Annotated in this window: 14 protein-coding genes; 4 read left to right on the top strand and 10 right to left on the bottom strand. The window is 63.9% G+C overall.

All coding sequences use genetic code 11. The features are described from left to right. Window positions 1-24: 24 nt before the first annotated feature. The gene (locus ACXJMY_RS16545; protein ID WP_456620399.1) at window positions 25-3,162 is read right to left on the bottom strand and encodes an efflux RND transporter permease subunit; all 3,138 of its coding nucleotides are present in this window, start codon (window positions 3,160-3,162) and stop codon (window positions 25-27) included. 262 nt (window positions 3,163-3,424) lie between these two features. Further along, window positions 3,425-4,531, bottom strand: coding sequence for an efflux RND transporter periplasmic adaptor subunit (locus ACXJMY_RS16540; protein WP_456620398.1), 1,107 nt, complete (start codon window positions 4,529-4,531; stop codon window positions 3,425-3,427). Window positions 4,532-4,777: 246 nt separating this feature from the next. On the opposite strand from ACXJMY_RS16540, the gene ACXJMY_RS16535 reads away from it, so the two are divergent. Beyond that, window positions 4,778-5,164 carry a hypothetical protein gene (locus ACXJMY_RS16535; protein ID WP_456620397.1) on the top strand — a complete coding sequence of 129 codons (387 nt, stop codon included), beginning with the start codon at window positions 4,778-4,780 and terminating at the stop codon, window positions 5,162-5,164. Window positions 5,165-5,419: 255 nt separating this feature from the next. Here the strand turns inward: ACXJMY_RS16535 and ACXJMY_RS16530 are convergent, their stop codons facing one another. Further along, entirely contained in the window at window positions 5,420-6,751 is a 1,332-nt protein-coding gene (locus tag ACXJMY_RS16530) for an MFS transporter (protein WP_456620396.1), read from the bottom strand. Between the two features lie 79 nt (window positions 6,752-6,830). Between ACXJMY_RS16530 and ACXJMY_RS16525 the strand changes: the two genes are divergently transcribed. After that, window positions 6,831-7,259, top strand: coding sequence for a ribosomal maturation YjgA family protein (locus ACXJMY_RS16525; RefSeq protein ID WP_456620395.1), 429 nt, complete (start codon window positions 6,831-6,833; stop codon window positions 7,257-7,259). A 6-nt stretch (window positions 7,260-7,265) separates the two neighbouring features. Here the strand turns inward: ACXJMY_RS16525 and ACXJMY_RS16520 are convergent, their stop codons facing one another. Next, window positions 7,266-8,300 carry a LacI family DNA-binding transcriptional regulator gene (locus ACXJMY_RS16520; RefSeq protein ID WP_456620394.1) on the bottom strand — a complete coding sequence of 345 codons (1,035 nt, stop codon included), beginning with the start codon at window positions 8,298-8,300 and terminating at the stop codon, window positions 7,266-7,268. A 205-nt stretch (window positions 8,301-8,505) separates the two neighbouring features. Between ACXJMY_RS16520 and ACXJMY_RS16515 the strand changes: the two genes are divergently transcribed. Further along, entirely contained in the window at window positions 8,506-9,444 is a 939-nt protein-coding gene (locus ACXJMY_RS16515; protein ID WP_456620393.1) for a DUF1932 domain-containing protein, read from the top strand. Between the two features lie 17 nt (window positions 9,445-9,461). Here the strand turns inward: ACXJMY_RS16515 and ACXJMY_RS16510 are convergent, their stop codons facing one another. From ACXJMY_RS16510 to ACXJMY_RS16495, 4 genes are all read right to left on the bottom strand, one after another. Continuing rightward, entirely contained in the window at window positions 9,462-10,622 is a 1,161-nt protein-coding gene (locus ACXJMY_RS16510) for a winged helix-turn-helix domain-containing protein (RefSeq protein ID WP_456620493.1), read from the bottom strand. Window positions 10,623-10,739: 117 nt separating this feature from the next. Beyond that, on the bottom strand, window positions 10,740-10,973 hold the full coding sequence (locus tag ACXJMY_RS16505) for a hypothetical protein (protein WP_456620392.1): 234 nt from the start codon (window positions 10,971-10,973) through the stop codon (window positions 10,740-10,742). A 121-nt stretch (window positions 10,974-11,094) separates the two neighbouring features. After that, entirely contained in the window at window positions 11,095-11,340 is a 246-nt protein-coding gene (locus tag ACXJMY_RS16500) for a hypothetical protein (protein WP_456620391.1), read from the bottom strand. Window positions 11,341-11,591: 251 nt separating this feature from the next. Next, window positions 11,592-13,016 carry a caspase family protein gene (locus tag ACXJMY_RS16495; RefSeq protein WP_456620390.1) on the bottom strand — a complete coding sequence of 475 codons (1,425 nt, stop codon included), beginning with the start codon at window positions 13,014-13,016 and terminating at the stop codon, window positions 11,592-11,594. A gap of 515 nt (window positions 13,017-13,531) precedes the next feature. On the opposite strand from ACXJMY_RS16495, the gene ACXJMY_RS16490 reads away from it, so the two are divergent. Continuing rightward, on the top strand, window positions 13,532-14,173 hold the full coding sequence (locus ACXJMY_RS16490) for an OmpA family protein (RefSeq protein WP_456620389.1): 642 nt from the start codon (window positions 13,532-13,534) through the stop codon (window positions 14,171-14,173). A gap of 107 nt (window positions 14,174-14,280) precedes the next feature. Here the strand turns inward: ACXJMY_RS16490 and ACXJMY_RS16485 are convergent, their stop codons facing one another. Together ACXJMY_RS16485 and ACXJMY_RS16480 are read right to left on the bottom strand one after the other, a co-directional pair. Continuing rightward, window positions 14,281-16,224 (bottom strand): PAS domain S-box protein, encoded by a 1,944-nt coding sequence (locus ACXJMY_RS16485; protein WP_456620492.1) that lies wholly within the window; start codon window positions 16,222-16,224, stop codon window positions 14,281-14,283. Between the two features lie 111 nt (window positions 16,225-16,335). Then, window positions 16,336-17,766 carry a phospholipid carrier-dependent glycosyltransferase gene (locus tag ACXJMY_RS16480; protein WP_456620388.1) on the bottom strand — a complete coding sequence of 477 codons (1,431 nt, stop codon included), beginning with the start codon at window positions 17,764-17,766 and terminating at the stop codon, window positions 16,336-16,338. Window positions 17,767-17,776 lie beyond the last annotated feature (10 nt).

The following is a 17,776-nucleotide window of genomic DNA, read 5'->3' as shown; positions in this document are numbered from 1 at the left end:
CTCGTTAGCCAGTAGTCTTCTCATTTATTCAGCCGCTTCAGCAAGCGGAATTGCGTGCTGGTCATCGCTCCCATGCTGCGGCGCGGCAGGCTGCTCGGGGGTGCCTGCCTCGTCCAGGCTCTTGCGGAACCACAGGGCATAGAGGCCCGGCAGGTACAGGAGCGTGAGGAAGGTCGCAACGAACAAGCCTCCCATGATCGTGATCGCCATCGGGCCCCAGAATGCCGAGCGCGACAGCGGGATCATGGCGAGAATGGCGGCGAGCGCCGTCAGCACCACCGGACGGGCACGGCGGACGGTGGCCTCCACGATCGCCTCACGGCGGGTCAAGCCGTGGGAAACGTCGGTCTCGATCTGGTCGACCAGGATGACCGCGTTGCGCATGATCATGCCGGCGAGCGCGATCAGGCCGAGCAGCGCCACGAAGCCGAACGGGGCATTGGCGACGTTGAGCCCGAAGGAGGCGCCGACGATGCCGAGCGGCGCGGTCAGGAACACCAGGATCAGGCGCGAGAAGCTCTGGAGCTGGATCATCAACAGCGTCAGCATCACCATGACCATCACCGGGAATAGGATGAAGATCGAGGCATTGCCCTTGGCGGATTCCTCGAACGCCCCGCCCGCCTCGATGCGGTAGGCCGGCTCGAGATAGTCCTTGATGGCCTGGAGCTTCGGCGTGATCTGGCTGGTGACGTCGGGGGCCTGCACGCCGTCGACCACGTCGGAGCGCACGGTGATCGCCATGTCGCGGTTGCGCCGCCACATGATCGGCTCCTCGTGGGCATATTCGATCTTTGCGATCTGCTGGAGCGGCACGGCAACGCCGTTGCGCGAGATGATGGTCAGATCGCCGACGCCGCCGAGGTCGAGACGTTCGGACGAGACAGCGCGTGCGACCACGCCGACCTTCTCGATGCCGTCGCGTATGGTCGTGACCTGCGCGCCGGAGATCAGCATGGCAAGCGCCTGCGAGACGTCCTGCGGGGTCAGGCCCATGGCACGGGCGCGATCCTGGTCGACGACGAGCTTCAGGTAGGGCGACTGCTCGTTCCAGTCGAGCTGGACGTCCTTGACGCTCTTGTTCTGCCGCATGACGTCGCGGACCTGATAGGCGATCTCGCGCACCTTGTTGGCGTCGGGCCCGATCACGCGGAACTGGACCGGGAAGCCGACCGGCGGACCGAAATTGAAGCGATCGACGCGGACGCGCGCCTCGCTCAGCATGCCGTCGGCGGCCGCGCCCTCGATCTTCGCCTTGATGCGCTCGCGTGCCTCGACGCCCTTGGCGACGATGACGATCTCGGCGAAGGCCTCGTTCGGAAGCTGCGGATTGAGGCCCAGCCAGAAGCGCGGCGAACCCTGGCCGACATAGGCCGTGTAGGTCTCGATGTCCTTGTCGTCCTTCAGCAGCGTCTCGGCCGTCTTCACCGCCTTTTCGGTGACGTTGAAGGCGGTGCCCTCAGGCAAGCGGAGCTGGAGGAACAGCTCGGGCCGCTCCGACAGCGGGAAGAACTGCTGCTGGACGTGACCGAAGCCGACGATGGAAGCGATGAAGACGCCGACGGTCGCGACCACGACGGTGATGCGGTGGTTGACGCACCACTGCACGATGGCACGCAGGCCGCGGTACATGCGGGTCTCGTAGACCGCATGCGGATCGTGATTGTGATGCACCTTGATGTTGGGCAGCAGCATGACGCCGATATAGGGCGTGAAGATCACCGCCACGAACCAGGAGGCGACCAGTGCGATCGCCACGATCCAGAAGATGCTGCCGGCATATTCGCCGACCGCGGAATTGGCAAAGCCGATGGGGAGGAAGCCAGCGGCCGTGACCAGCGTTCCCGTGAGCATCGGAAACGCGGTGGATTCCCAGGCAAAGGAGGCCGCGCGGAAACGGTCCCAGCCCTGCTCCATCTTCACCACCATCATCTCGACCGCGATGATGGCGTCGTCGACGAGCAGGCCGAGCGCGATGATCAGCGCGCCGAGCGTGATGCGGTGCAGGTCGAGCGACATCGTGTTCATGACGATGAAGACGATGCCGAGCACCAGCGGCACGGACAGCGCGACCACGATGCCGGTGCGCCAGCCGAGCGCCAGGAACGACACGAACAGCACGATGACGAGGGCTTCCATGAAGGAGTGCACGAACTCGCCGACGGCGTGCTCGACCACCTTGGGCTGGTCGGCGATGAGCCGGACGTCGACGCCCTGCGGCACCGCCTTCATGAATTCGGCGGTGGCCTTCTCGACCTCCTTGCCGAGATCGAGGATGTTGGCGCCCTTGGCAGTGACGACGCCGATGCCGATGGCGGGCTTGCCTTCCTGGCGGACGACGAAGCTCGGCGGATCGACATAGCCGTGGGTGACGGTGGCGATGTCGCCGAGCCGGAAGACGCGGCCGTTGCTCTCGACCGGGGTCTCGGCCACCGCCTTGGCGCCGTCAAGCGCGCCGGTGACGCGCAGCGGCACGCGCTGCGACGAGGTCTCGACGGTGCCGGCCGGGGTCACGTTGTTCTGCTTGGCGAGCGAGTCGAACAGCGCCTGCGGCGTGATGCCGAGGGTGGCGAGCTTGGCGTGGGAGAATTCGACGAAGATGCGCTCGTCCTGATTGCCGTAGACGTCGACCTTGGTCACGCCGGGCACCTTCAGAAGGCGCTGACGGAATCCTTCCGAGACCTTCTTGAGCTGGGCATAGTCGGCGCCGTCGCCGGTCATCATGTAGAGGATGGAATCGACGTCGGAGAATTCGTCGTTGACGACGGGCCCCAGAATGCCGGAGGGCAGCTGGCCCTGCACGTCGACCAGCTTCTTGCGCAGGAGATAGAAGAGATAGGGCACGTCCTTCGGCGGCGTGGAATCGCGGAAGGTGACCTGGAGCGCGGTGAAGGCGGGCTTGGAATAGGTCTGCACCTTCTCGAAATAGGGCAGCTCCTGGAGCTTCTTCTCGATGGGATCGGCGACCTGGGTCTGCATCTCCTGCGCGGTCGCGCCCGGCCAGATCACGGAGACGTTGACCACCTTCACCGTGAAGAACGGATCCTCGGCGCGGCCGAGCTTCTGATAGGAGAAGAAGCCTGCGACGCCGAGCACGAGCATCAGGAACAGGACCAGCGTCGGATGGCTGACGGCCCAGGCCGAAAGGTTGAAGCGCTTCATCGCTCTCTCCGCAAGACGATCCAATTGCCAAAAACGACAGCCACTCTGTTAAATCCGTCGTCGCGAGGCAGCGAAGCAATCCAGGGGGCTGGGCAGATTCTGGATCGCTTCGCCGCTTCAGCCTTCGCATTTGCGCGACGGCCGAAACTCACCTCACACGACGAAACTTACTTCTCGTGTCATTCCGGGATGGTCCGAAGGACCAGACCCGGAATCTCGGGATTCCGGGTTCGCCCTTCGGGGCGCCCCGGAATGACCGAAACTAGAAAGACAGTGACGAGACGATCCGCACCTTCTGGCTCGGATCGAGCTTCTGCACGCCAAGCGCAACGATCTTGGCGCCTTCTTCCACGCCGCTGGTGATGACGACGTCGTTGCTCTCGTAGGACTTCACCACGACCGGCTTCAGCGTGACCGCGCCGTTGTCGTCGACGACGTAGAAGGACGGCTTGCCGCCTTCGTTGAACAGCGCCGAGAGCGGCAGCCGCGCGACGCGCTCGGTTGCCGCGTCCGACAGCGTCAGCGTCGCGGTCATGCCGAGCGAGACCTTGTCGTCGGCCTCCGGCAACGAGAACTTTGCGAGATAGGTGCGCGTGGCGGTATCCGCGGTGGGCGCGATCTCGCGCAGCTTCGCGGCGTACTTCTTGTTGGGCTCCGACCAAAGGGTGACGCTGGCGGCGCCCGACTTGGCACGTCCGACCAGCGTCTCAGGGATCGCGACGACCGCTTCCTTCTCGGCAAAGCGGGCGACACGGATCGAAGCCTGGCCCGCGGCGACCACCTGGCCGGGCTCGATCAGCGTTGCGGTGACGACGCCACGGGCGTCGGCGTTGAGCGTCGCGTAGGAAAGGGAGTTCTTGGTCAGCCCGACCGAGCGCTCGGCCCGGTTCAGGCGCGCGCGGGCCTCGTCGGCGGCGGCGCGGCTCGAATCCATCTGCGCATCGGTGGTCCAGCCCTTGGCCTTCAGATCCTTGGCGCGCTGCTCGGCAGCGGCGGCCTGGGCCAGCACGCCGGTGGCGGCGGTCTGCTCGGCCACGGACTGCTCGGCCTGGAGCTTCAGGTCGATCTCATCGAGGGTCGCAAGCGGCTGGCCGATCTCGACGGTCTGGCCGACCTCGACCAGGCGTTTGGCGACCTTGCCGGCGACGCGGAAACCGAGATCGCTCTCGATCCGGGGCCGGACCGTGCCGACAAAACTGCGCTCCGGCGTCTCGGCATCATAATGGGCGGTCGCCACCAGAACCGGCCGCGGCGGCTCGGCTTTCTGGGCAACCGTGTCATTGCATCCGGCCAGCGCCGCGGCCATCAGGGCCAGCGACACACCTGCCAAGAGCTTGGAATAGCTCGATAAAATCGACCGGACGAACATCGGAGGACACTCCAGCGGCTGCGTTGGGAGGAATGTCGACTAATCACTGTTAAAAGTCAATATTCGTCAGTCATCAGGAATCTGTGATCATTAAGGGGTGGTAAGCCGCCCGCCCTAAGAACAAACAGTGAATGTACACTTTATGTTCTAATATATTCTCACTTGTTCCCGTGATTCTTCAGTTTTTCTCAGTCGTCTCTCAGTCGCGCCTTGCAGTTGGAACGCGGCCATGCTTTAAACTGAAGTATGACGATCAAATTGCGCGAGCCCGCCTATCGCGACATCCGCCAAGATTTAAAGGCGCGGATGATCTCGGCCGCCGCGAAACGCGACGAGTATCAGAAGCAGATGAAGGCACTCGATGACGAAGTGCTGATGCTCACAAAGCTGCTCGATCAAGAAGAGAGCCGCTTCGGCTCGCGCGAACCCGAAACAACGGGAGCGTCTGAAACGCTCTCAACCTTCATCCTCGAAAGCCTGGCGCGCGGCAGAATGAACAAGGATGGGCTTAGGAACTTCGCCGAGAGCCAAGGCCTCGTCGTGGACGGTCGGTCTCTTCACGCAACAATTATAAACTTGGTCCGTTCCGGCAAGGTCAAACAGGTCTCGGACGGATTCTACGATTTGCCTTAGGGCAAAAAAGAATTGGGCCCTGGAGGCACCCAGGACCCATTGGTAGGTGTTCTAGAACACCTGCTAAACCTCCCCGGTCTCCAAAACCGGGTATCAGGGCGGCGGCGCCTCGGGTTCACCCCTGAGGCGCCGTTAGCGTTTAGTGCTTGGGAACATAGGAATTCTGCTCGAATCTGTCGAGGGTTAATTGCACCGTCGAGAGCCGGCTATGCGCTTGCGCGAGCCTAACGAGCCCAAGATGACAGGCTGTTGGCCTCAGCGCCCCTGTTCGGCGAACTCGTGCTTGCTGTCGTGGCCGCCGATGAAGACCAGGATGCCGGCGATCAGGGGCAGCACCGCGAGCACCAGCAATCCCGTCGAGGTCTGGCCCGTGGCTTCCTTGACCCAGCCGATCAAATACGGGCCACCGAAGCCGGCGAGATTGCCGATCGAGTTGATCAGCGCGATGGCGCCGGCGGCCGCGGTGCCGGAGAGCCAGGCGGTCGGCAGGGTCCAGAACACACCAAAACAGCAGAACACACCGATCGCGGCGACCGTCAGCACCACCATCGTCATGGTGGGATCGGTGAGATAGCTGGAGACGCCGAGCGCGACGGCGGTGAGCAGCAGCGGCGCGCCAACATGCATCACGCGCTCGCGCGTGGCATCGGAATGCCGCGCCCACAGGATCATGGCGATGGTGCCGAACAGATACGGGATCGCGGTGACGAAGCCGGTCTGGGCGTTGGTGAGGCCGAACGCCTTGACGATCTGGGGCAGCCAGAACTGCATGCCGTAGAGCGCGCCGACGAAGCCGAAATAGACCAGGCTCAGCATGATCACCTTCGGCGACGACAGTGCTTCGCCGAGCGTGAGGTGCTTCACCGCCTGCTTGGCGGCAATCTCGGCATCGAGCCTCGTCTTGAGCCACGCCTTCTGCTCGGCCGAAAGCCAGTCCGCCTTCTCCGGCCTGTCGGTGAGATAGAACCAGGTGACGATGCCGAGCAGCACCGAGGGAATGCCCTCGATGATGAACAGCCACTGCCAGCCCTTCAGGCCCATCACGCCGTCAAGCCCGAGCAACAGGCCCGAGACCGGCGCGCCGATCACGGTCGAGACCGGCACCGCGACTGCGAACGCAGCGAGGAAGCGGGCACGATATTCGGCCGGATACCAATAGGTGAGATAGAGGATGATGCCGGGGAAGAAGCCGGCCTCGGCGACGCCAAGCAGGAAGCGCAGGATGTAAAAACTCCATTCGCCGGACACCGTCGCCATCAGCGCCGAGATAATGCCCCAGGTCACCATGATGCGGGCGATCCAGCGGCTGGCGCCGAACTTTTCCAGCGCGAGGTTGCTCGGCACCTCGAAGATGAAATAGCCGATGAAGAAGATGCCGGCGCCCCAGGAGAAGATCAGCGGCGTGAACTTCAGCTCCGCGTTCATGGTCAGCGCGGCGAAGCCGAGATTGACGCGGTCGAGATAGGAGAAGAAGTAGGCCAGCACCAGGAACGGAATCAGGCGCCAGGAGATGGCGCGGATGGTCGAGGTCTCGATCGCGCTCTTGGCTGCGCCGGCGGCACCGGCATAGGTCGTGGTCTGGCTCATGGCTTCCCCCGGGGTTGTTGCTTTTATGGACTGAGGAGCGGTTTTGAGCATCACAAGCAAAGAGTCAATGGAACGAGCAATGCRCGGAGCGCAACCGGACAAACCAGTTGCGCCGTTGCGAACATCCCTGATTCGCGCCGCCCTCGCCCTCGCGGTGATCATCTGCGGGCTCTCCTTGCGCTGGTACGGCTTTCCGCTCGGCCTTCCCGCCTTCGTCGTGAAGTATGGTGGCTCGCTGTTGTGGGCGACCATGGTGTTCCTGCTGGTCGGGGTTTTGCGGCCACGCCTGTCGCGGATGCAGATCGCAGCCATTGCGGTGGCGATTGCGGTCGTGGTCGAGTTTTCGCGGCTCGTGCACACACCCTGGCTCGACGCGTTCCGGCTGACCACCGCAGGCGCGCTGCTATTGGGGCGGATCTTCTCGCTGTGGAATTTGGTGGCCTACCTCATCGGCATCGTGGCCGGCATCTGGCTCGACAGCCGCGTCGCAAGATTCCTCATCCGGTAGCGCCGTTCAACTCGCAACAGGCCGGCTCGACTCCCGAATGATCAGCTCCGTCCGCACGGTGAGACCACGGCCGCGCTCGATCTCGTCGCCCCGCATCCGTTCCAGCAGCATGGTCGCGGCGTGGCGGCCCATGGCCGCGAGATCCCACTCGATCGCCGTGATGGACGGCGCGTGCAATTCGGCCAGGTCGGAATCGCTGCCGGCCACCACCGAAATCCCCTCCCCGACGGCAATGCCCATTGTCCGCAGCGCTCGCAGGCAGCCGCCGAGCGTGTCCATCGCAGCGACGAAGAGAGCGGTCGGGCGATCCTTAAGGCTCATGAGCGAGGTGGTGGCCCGGTAGGCGTCTTCGCCCGAGAGCACATTGTCTTGCAACAGCCTCGGATCCGGCGTGATTGCTGCGGCCGAATACGCCTCACGAAATCCCTCCAGGCGGCTTCGCGACGGAAACGCCTTGATATCGCCGACGAGCATCGCGATCCGCCGGTGCCCGAGGCCGAGCAGATGGCTCGTCGCAAGGCGCGCACCGTGACGATGATCGGCCGTGACGCGATCGAGCGCTTCGATGCTGTCTCGGTCGATGAGCAGGACTGGCATCGGAGCCTCCGACAGCGCCATGCGCACGTCCCGGTGCTCCTCATCACTCAGCGTCATCATCACGCCGTCCACCCGGCGTCTGCGGAAGGCGCGCAACAGCGAGACCTCGACGTCCGGGCGGTTGGTCGTGCTCGCCAGGAGCAGGGTATATCCGGCCTCGCGCAGCACCGCCTCGGCCTCCTTGATGAACAGCGCAAAGCGCGGGATGTCGAAATCGCGAATGGCGCAGGCCACGAGCCGCGACCGCCCCGCGCGCATGCTCTGCGCCGTGACGTCGACCTCATAGCCGAGATCAGCCATGGCCTTTTCGACGCGCACGCGCAGCTCTCGGGTCACCGTGGGATGATCATTGAGCACGCGGGACACCGTGCCGACGGCGACGCCGGCCTCCCGGGCCACGTCCCTGACCTTGACGGTTTGCGATCGGCGCATCTGTATCGACATGCTGCAATATGAACCGGTTCATTGCCTTCTGACAATCTTTTCCGACCTAAAGTGCCGAAAAATTGGTCACCTGCTAGAAAAAATCTTCTTACGATGAACCGGTTCATTGACTCCGGTGCCGGACTTGGCAGAATGGCGGCAGCGGCGAAGGCCGCACGAGGAGACCTCATCCTCTCCATCGGATGGATCCGGAGACATCTCAGCCATGGCGCAGCCCAAGATCGCCTTCGTTGGGTTTGGTGAGGCCGCGCGGTGCTTCGCATCGCATCTGGCGGCTCAGACCGGCGCGCCGATCGCCGCGTTCTGTCAGGGCAAGACGAACGCACCGCCCTACTCACAGGCCTTTCGCACGGTGGCGGCCGGATGCGGCGTCACGCTTGTCGAGCGGCTGGACGATCTGGCGGAGGCGGACGTGATCTTTTCCGCCGTCGTCGTTGCCGTCGCAGCCGAGACCGGCGAGGCCATATCCAGGATCGTGCGTCCCGGCTGCCTCGTGGTGGACATCAACGCCGCGACTCCGCGGACGAAGAAGCGTGTCGCCGCAGCCGTGGAGGCACGCGGCGGCGTGTTCGCGGACGCGAACCTGATGGGGTCGGTCGACCTCTATGGCGCCGCGGTCCCGCTCTATACGTCAGGCAGCGGCGCCGAGCGCTTCGCCGACATATTCAGGCCGCTCGGCTTCCGCATCGAGGTGGCAGGCCCCGAAGCCGGTACGGCGGCGGCCGTGAAGATGCTGCGCAGCGTGGTGACGAAAGGCATGGAGGCGCTGCTGGTCGAGGCGCTGACCGCCGCGACCCTCGCCGGCGTGCGCCCTGAGACCATGCGCGGGCTTTGCGCGTCGATGGATGCCACCACGTTCAGCAAATTCCTGGACATGTGCGTTCGCTCCGACGTGCTGCATGCCGAGCGCCGCGCCGTGGAAATGGATGGGGTGGCGGCGGGCCTGCGGGAATTGGGCTTCGATCCCCTGATGACGACCGCCACGACGGAGCGATTGAAAGCCTCGGCGCGACTGGGGTTGCGGGAGGAGTTCGCGCAGCGCTCCGGCTATTCGGCCGACGAGGTGCTGGACCGCTACGCGCATGTGCTGTCCGGTCCGGGAAGCGCGCCATCCGGCTCGCACGAGCTCAAGGATACGCCGTAGACAGGCGATGAACACGCTCACTCCGCGAGTTGAAACCGTTCGAAGCGATCGAGCTCCTCCTCGATCTTCTGATTGAGCTCCTTGCGCGCCGCCGTCTTCTTGCCCTGCCCGACCCAGGTCCATTTCTGCATCAGCAGCTTCTTGTCCTGCCGATCGGTCTTGAGGTCGAGCGCGGCGACGATCTCGTCGCCGACCAGCACCGGCAGCGCGAAGTAGCCGAGCTTGCGCTTGGCCTTCGGCACATAGGCTTCGAACAGATGGTTGTAGCCGAAGATGAGGCTGGTGCGCTTGCGCTGGATGATCAGGGGATCGAACGGCGACAGGATGTGGACGAGATCCGGCGGCACCTCGCCCGGCTCCAGCGCCGCGGGCGGCACCCAATGCTCCTGCTTGCCGGCGCCGTCGATCGTCACGGGCACGAGCTCGCCGCGGCGGACGTGCGTGGCGATCAGGCCTGCGACCGCCTTCTTGCTCGGCGCGTCGAGATGGCAGACCGAATCAAGGCTCACCACGCCCTGCGACCGCAACGCGCGATCGAGCAGATAGGCCGTGATGTCCTTTGCCGAGGCCGGCTTCGGCAGCTTGTCCCAGCCGAAATGCCGCGTCATCAGCTCATAGGTCTTGAGCATGCCCTGGCGCGCGCTGACGGTCGCGACGCCGGTATAGAAGGCGAGCTGCAACGCCCGCTTCGACGGCTTGCGGCTCTGCCAGAGATGCTCCTTCTCGGTGAGGACGTCGTCCTCGATGTCGCGGATCGTCAGCGGACCGGCACGAAGCAGCCGCATCACCTTGCGCGTGTCGGCCGGCGTCACCGAGGCATGCCATTTGTGTCCCTCGCGGCGGTGCTCGCGCATCGCCGGCAGGAAGAAGCGGAAGTCGTTCGCCGGCACGTAGGACAGTGCATGAGTCCAGTATTCGAACACGCTTCTGTCGACGCTCTGGGCGTGGCGCAGGTCGGCGCGGCGATAGGACGGGATGCGGCTGAACAGGATGTGGTGGTGGCAGCGCTCGATCACGTTGATGGTGTCGATCTGCACATAGCCGAGATGGGCGACCGCCTCGGCAACGGCCTGCGCGCCCTCTCCGAACGGCGCACGCACGTCCAGCCGCTGGGCATGCAGCCAGATCTGCCGGGCTTGCGTCGTCGAGAGCGGAAGAGGTTTCGGTGCGCGGGGYATTGCGGAATGCAATGTAGCGAGATTCGCGCCAAGAAAAAGCCGAAGGCAAGGAAGCGGGCATATGAAAAAGCCGCGCTGCCATCTGCTGACAGCGCAGCCGGTTGAGGAGGCCGAGGCCTACTTCATCATGTAATGCATGCAGGCGCTTTTCATCTTGCCGTTGCTCATGTCGGTATTGGCCATGGCCATTTCCTTGTTCGCCGCCATCTTGGCCGGCGTGTCGGCGGTGCCCATCATCGTGGCCGTCGATTTCATCATGTTCTCGCCGGTGCACGCCATCATGGCGGCGGAGGCGGGGGACAACGAAAGAGTGAACGCGACAAAAGCTGCGGTCGTGAGCAAGATCTTCATAGAAAAGTCTCCTCCGTAAAACGAAACCGGCGTCATGCCGGCCTTCGCAATTACGTAGTCTCTGGCGCAGACGTTTCGTGGAGAAGACAGTCTTCTTGCTGCGATGCGAAAGCGAAGCGGCTCAGTGGCCATCCTTCGGCGCTTTGGACCGGTTCCCGACGCTGCCTGTCGCGATATCCGGCTCGCACAGGGCCCTGCCCCGTCCCTCCGCCTGGCAGCGATAGACGCTGCCGGTGAGGCGGTCGACCAGCCACATGTTCTCGTCGGTCGGACCTTCGAGCCCGACATAGCGGGAGGTCAGGCCCGTGATCAGCGTCGACAGCAGGATCGCCACCGCGATCATCGCCGCGCCGATGTAGATAGCCATTGAGCTCAGGGACACTGTCCGATCCGGCGGGCCACTGCGATAGAGCTGGTAGTCACCTGGCCTCGGCACTGGATGGAACTCTGCTCCTCTGATCCGGGGTTGTCGGATGAAGGCTTTGGCTAGGCGCGCATCTGGCCAAATTCTTGTTCGCAGGCGGGCCATGCGGCGACGGCTTTGCGACGATCGATGTACGCAGATTTCCAACAGGGGAAAGGCGGCCCGGTTTGGGCCGCCCCGTCGCCTTTTGCCTCTCAGCGGCGACCGAACAATCCGCCCATCATGCCGCCGAGCAGACCGCCGGGGCCGCCCATGCCACCGCCACCGCCACCGCCGCCGCCACTACCATGATAACGCCGGCCGCCACCACCGGAGGACCGGCGACGCGCCGGCTCGTCACCGGAATCGTCGGACCCGGCGACGCGGGTCGAGACGATCTCGGACTGCAACGCCTTGTGCTGGAGCTTGTTGAGGTAGCCGGTTGCCGGATAGCCGCGCGCGGCCTGCCAGCGCTTGATCACCGTGCGGGTCTCGTCGTCGAACTTCCCGGTCGCCTTGATGTCGAAGCCGAGGCCGGTGAGACGGCGCTGCACGTCGCGGCGCAGGTTCTTGTCCAGCCCGATCTGGTCTTCGGAGATCTGATCGGCCGCTTCGGTGAAGGTTGCGGGATCGACGCCAGCGGTGAGGTTGCGCGTCGTCGTGGAGGGACCGTCCTGGATCACGGCGATGCGGGCGAGCGCCAGCGACTTGAAGGTGCCGTTCGGATAATTGGTCAGGTAGGCGTTGAGCTCCTCGACCTTGTTGGTGTCCCTGATCGAGCGCCAGAACTCGAGCTCGATGTCGGAGCCTTGCTTGGTCGCGGCCGACACCGGCGCGTTGGACGGATCGATCGTGGCCGCAGCCGACGCGCCAGCCGGATTGAGATAGACGTTGCCGGTGAGATTGGTGTGGCCCCAGGGCAGCTGCGCCTTGTTGGTCTCGTCATTGACCTGGGCACGGACCTTGGTCATCGCCTGCTGGATCTCGATGCCGGGCTGGGCGATGTTGGCGAGGAGCGCGCGGGTGAACGGGCTGTTGGTGCCGGCCTCGCCGTCGAGCGCGGTCTGGCCGGGACCGGTGGCAAAAGCAATCAGCGTGCCCTCGCCCGACTTCATCTCGGCGAGGCCAGTCTGCACATTGACGGAGCGCGTCGCCTTGGCCGATCGGATCTTTGCCGCGAACGGGTTATCACGGCAGGCGTCCAGGAATACGAGCTTCACCTTCGCGTCCGACATGGTCTGATCGAGCGTGAGGTCGACATTGATGGCGGCACCCAGCTTGACGTCCATCTCGGATTTGAGATCGGCATCGACAGGCAGCAGATAGTTGGTGCCGTTCACCGCGATGCCATGGCCGGCATAGAAGAACACGGCGACATCGGCGGCTTCGCTCTTCTTGCCAAACTCCAAAAGCTTTGCGGTCATGGCATCGCGGGTGAGGTTGGAGCCCTCGACGACATCGAAACCGACATTGCGCAGCACCCTGGCCATCGCTTTGGAATCGATCGCGGGGTTGGGGAGCTGCGGGACATTCTTGTAGGCGGAGTTGCCGACCACGAAGGCGACGCGCTTGTCGGCGAAAGCGGCGCTGCCGCTGACGAGAAATACTGCGATTGAAATTGCTGCGATTAAGAAGCGCATGACCATTCTCCCCTGATCCAAACTTCCTCGCTGCTCTCGGATCAGCCCGAGCCGATCCGATGAGAGCAATCTGACCCAGTTCACAACGACGCACTGTGATCTGGATCACTCGGGGATTTCTGCTGCTCGAACCGAGCTGGGAGACGCTGCGACGGCTACTTTTCAGGCGGCAGTCGCAAGAGGCAACAACGGCTGGTGACGAGCAATGCCGAAGATTGTACCCGCATGGGCCGCGAGTCCAGAGAATCGCGGGAAACGATCGCGAAAACACGGGCAGGATTTGCACGCGGCTTTCGAGGACTGAATGCGACAGCGTGGCTTCCTGACGCAGGCCTTGTGCTGCACCGGGCCATTGCCGCTGGCTGGGTGCCATGGATGTCGATCAGCTTCGGCGCTAGGATGCGAATGGAATTTCGGCCAATGCCGAATGTGATCCGCATCACGTCAGGGCATTTGAACCTGCCCTACGCTCGCAGCATCAAATCGCCATCAGGCGTAACAGCGAGGATACGACAATGACCCGTTTTGATAAGTTTTTTGGACTGAAGGCGATTGCTCTCTCGGCCGTTCTTTCGATGTCGGCGGGCCTGGCGCTGGCCGGCGACAACAACTTCTCCGCCGACCAGATTCTGGACGCGTTGAAGCCGAAGCCGGTGACCCGCGGCCTCTCCGCAGGTCCGCAGGCCGATCCGGCGGTGCAGGCCAAGGAATCGACCTTCCTGAACACCGTGCGCAACCGCTCGACCCGATCGCTCTCGACCGGCGAGCGCGAGCAGATCGCCGAACTCGCAGCGACCAAGCCGAAGATCGATCTGGAGATCCAGTTCGATTACAACTCGGCCGACATCGCCAAGACCTCGGTGCCCTCGGTGCAGGCGCTCGGCAAGGCGCTGTCCGATCCGTCGCTCAAGGGCTCGACCTTCGTGGTCGCCGGCCACACCGATGCGATCGGCGGCGAGGAGTACAATCAGGGGCTCTCCGAGCGGCGCGCCGACACCATCAAGAAGTATCTGGTCCAGAACTACGGCCTCAACGGCACCGATCTCGTCACCGTCGGCTATGGCAAGTCCAAGCTGAAGGACACCGCCAACGGCGCCGACCCGATCAACCGCCGCGTCCAGGTCGTGAACATGGACACCAAGACCGCGTCCAAGTGATTTGGTCCAAGTGATTTTACGTCCGAGTGATTTTGACGCTCACGTAACCTGACGACGAACCACCGCCTGCCGCGCCCCGCGCGGCAGGCGGATCGACGTCCCAACATTCAAACCGGTGCCGCTGCGGCGAGCGCCTCCCGCAGCAGCCTCGCAAGCTCCGCCTTGCGGTAGGGTTTTTCCAGGATCAGGGCGCCCTGCCGGACGTGGCCGTTCGCCGCCAGCGTCTCCACGGCGTAACCGGACGTCAGCAGCACGTGCAGATCGGGTCTCGCCTTGCGCGCAAGCTGCGCCAGTTCCCAGCCGTTGACGCCTCCCGGCATCACGATATCGGTGAACAGGAGATCGACGTGCGGCGCCGCCGCGAGCTTCTGCAAGGCCTCCCTGCCATCAACCGCCGAAATGACCTTGTAGCCCAGGCTCTCCAGACTCATGACGGCATAGGAGCGGACGAACGGATCATCCTCGACGATCAGCACCGTTTCAGAACCGCTCTGGACCGCCTCCCGTTCAACCGCAAGCGGCACGCCCTGCGCCTTCACCATCGCCGCCGGAAGGTAGATCCTCACCGTCGTTCCGAGGCGCGGCTCGCTGTAGATCGTGACATGGCCGTTGGACTGCTTGGCAAAGCCGTAGACCATGCTGAGCCCGAGCCCGCTGCCCTTGCCCACCTCCTTGGTGGTGAAGAAGGGCTCGAACGCATGTTCCAGCACCCGCTTCGGCATTCCCGCCCCGTTGTCGGTCACGGCAATCACGATGTACTCGCCGGGTCCGACGTCGGGATGCGCATTGTGATCGCCGGAGCCGAGAGACGAGTTCGCCGTCGAGATGCTCAGGCGGCCGCCGGACGCCATCGCATCCTGGGCGTTGAGCGCGAGGTTGAGGATCGCCGATTCAAGCTGCACCGGATCAGCGAAAGCGTTCCGGAGACCGGGATCGAAATGGGTGGAGATCTCGATGTCCTCGCGAAGGGTCCGCCGCAGCAGCTTGTGCATGGAATCGACGAGCTTGTTGCATTCGGTCTCCACCGGCCGCAGCAGCTGCTTGCGGCTGAAGGCGAGCAGACGCTGCGTCAGCTCCCCGCCGCGTTCGCCGGCGCTGCAGATGTCGTCGGCGAGCCGCTTCAGGTCCCCCCGCGACGCCAACTGCTCGCTCAGATGTTCGGCGTTGCCGACGATCACGGTGAGGAGATTGTTGAAATCGTGGGCGATGCCGCCGGAGAGCTGCCCGACCGCCTCCATCTTCTGGGCCTGTATGAGCTGCGCCTCGGTGCGCTTGCGCTCCGTCAGGTCGTGGATCATGCCGACGAAGATCGACGACCCGTCCTGCTTGGCCTCGCCAACCGAAAGATCCATCGGGAAGGTGGAGCCATCCTTGCGCTGGCCCATCACCTCGCGGCCGATGCCGATGATCTTCCTCTCGCCGGTGGTGACGAAATTGCGAATGTAACCGTCATGCCCGGAGCGGTAGGGCTCCGGCATCAGCATCCGGACGTTCTGCCCGAGGACCTCGTCGTCGTGATATTTGAACAGCTTCTCGCAGGCCGGATTGAATTTCAGGATGCTGCCGTCGGAATCGATCAGGATCACGCCGTCGACGGCGGTGTCGACGACCGCGCGCAGCCGCGCCGAACTTTCGCGCAGCTCTCGTTCGACCCTCTCGCGCCCGGTGAGATCATGAACGATGCCGACGAAGATCGACTCTTCCCCGTCCCGCTGGGTCTCGCCGACCGACAGATGCATCAGGAAGGTGGAGCCGTCCTTGCGCTGACCCACCACCTCGCGGCCGATGCCGATGATCTTGCGATCGCCGGTGGTGTGATAATTGTGCAGGAACCCGTCATGGGCGTCGCGATAGGACGACGGCATCAGGACCTTGACGTTCCGGCCGATGACTTCGCGCGCGGGATAGCCGAACAGGCTCTCGCAGGCCGGGTTGAACATCAGGATGCAGCCGCGCGCATCGATCAGGATCACGCCGTCGACCGCCGTGTCGACGACGGCACGCAGCCAGTCGGCATTGGAATGGCCCGGTCTGGAGATGCGGTCCTCCATGCTCACCTGACAACTCTCCGATTCCGATGATGCCGGCCAGTCCACACGCCTTGATTGATTCAAGCAAGAAAAATCGGTTCACAGGCCCGGCATGTGCACGCCAGCGGGCACTTAAATCCAGCTCTGAAACAGCATCAGCCGATTGAACATCGGCATCGAGGTCCCGATGAAGGCTGCGGAGATCGGCAGCATCGCGACGAAGCCGATGGCGGCGACCGCGACGTAGGCCCATAGCGCCCAGCGCGGCAGACGTCCGCGCCGCAGGACATAGACGAGCGCAAGCGATGCGGCCGTTGCGGCCGGCAGGTAGTAATAGATGAAGCCAAGCGTGCGCGGCAGCAGCGCCCAGGCGAAATAGGGCCCGCAGTAGAACGACGCGATCAGGAATGCATCCCATCGCCGCGTGACGACGACGTCGCGCAACACCACGGCGAGCGCAAGCAGCGCTGGCCACAGCACCAGGGGATTGCCGAGGAAGACGATCGCGGCAATGCGATCTTCCGCCGTCTTGTCGAACAGGAACCATACCGGGCGCGCCAGGAACGGCCAGGACGGCCATGAGCTCATATAGGTGTGGCCGGCGATCGCGGTGGTGGTGTTGTCGGCGAAGATCCGGCGCTGCGCCTCGATCAGATCCGATGGCGACAGCCCGTAGAGCGGAACGAAGGTCGCGAGATAGGTCACCGCCGGCAGGGCTGCGAAGCAGAGCGCGACATGCTGCGCGCGGAAATCCGGCCAGAGGTCGGGACGATACCAGTCGCCCGGCCTCGCATCGGCAAACAGCGTGCGCCAGCCCTGCATCAGGCGGACCACCGCGACGATGACGATGCAGACGCCGAGCGGAAACAGCCCGCTCCATTTGCAGGCGGCAGCACAGCCGAACAGGGCGCCCGAGAGCGCGAACAGCGCATGCGGGCGCTCTCTTCGAAAACCGTGCATGAAGGCGGCGGTGGCAAACAGGCCGAAACCGAGCGCGAAGATATCGAGCATCGCGATGCGCGCCTGCACGTAGAGCATCTGGTTGCAGGCCGCGATCAGTGCTGCGGCGACCGCCGGCCCCTGCGCGGCGAACAGCGCGAGGCCGCACAGATAGATCGCCACGATCGCCAGCGCGCCGAACAGCGTTGCGGGATAGCGCCAGCCCAGCGCGTTGTCGCCGAAGGTCGCGATGGAGGCCGCGATCAGCTCCTTCGCCAGCGGCGGATGCATCGGATTGAGCACCGGCTGCGACGCCACGGTGCCAAGCATCTGCCGGGCCGCCGGCACGTAATGCACCTCGTCGAACACGAATTTCTCCGGTGTCGTCAGTCCGATCAGCAGCGCGAGATGGGTGACCAGGAAAATCGCGACAGCGATCACTGCACTCTGCGACACTTTCGGAACCGCAGGCATTTCAAGCGGCTGTTGTGGGGATGCTTTGCGTGGCAAATCTGCTTCACCGCGGAGAAAAACAAGGATGGCGCTTTTCATTGAACGCATTCCGCCGCAACTGTCACTAAGCATAGCGCAGGTCTCGCGCCGCTTGTGATAATTTCGCCACATCAGAAGCACG

Source organism: Bradyrhizobium sp. P5_C12 (assembly GCF_054049735.1).
Note: the sequence above shows the minus strand (reverse complement) of the source record. Positions and strands in the feature narration are given on the sequence as shown.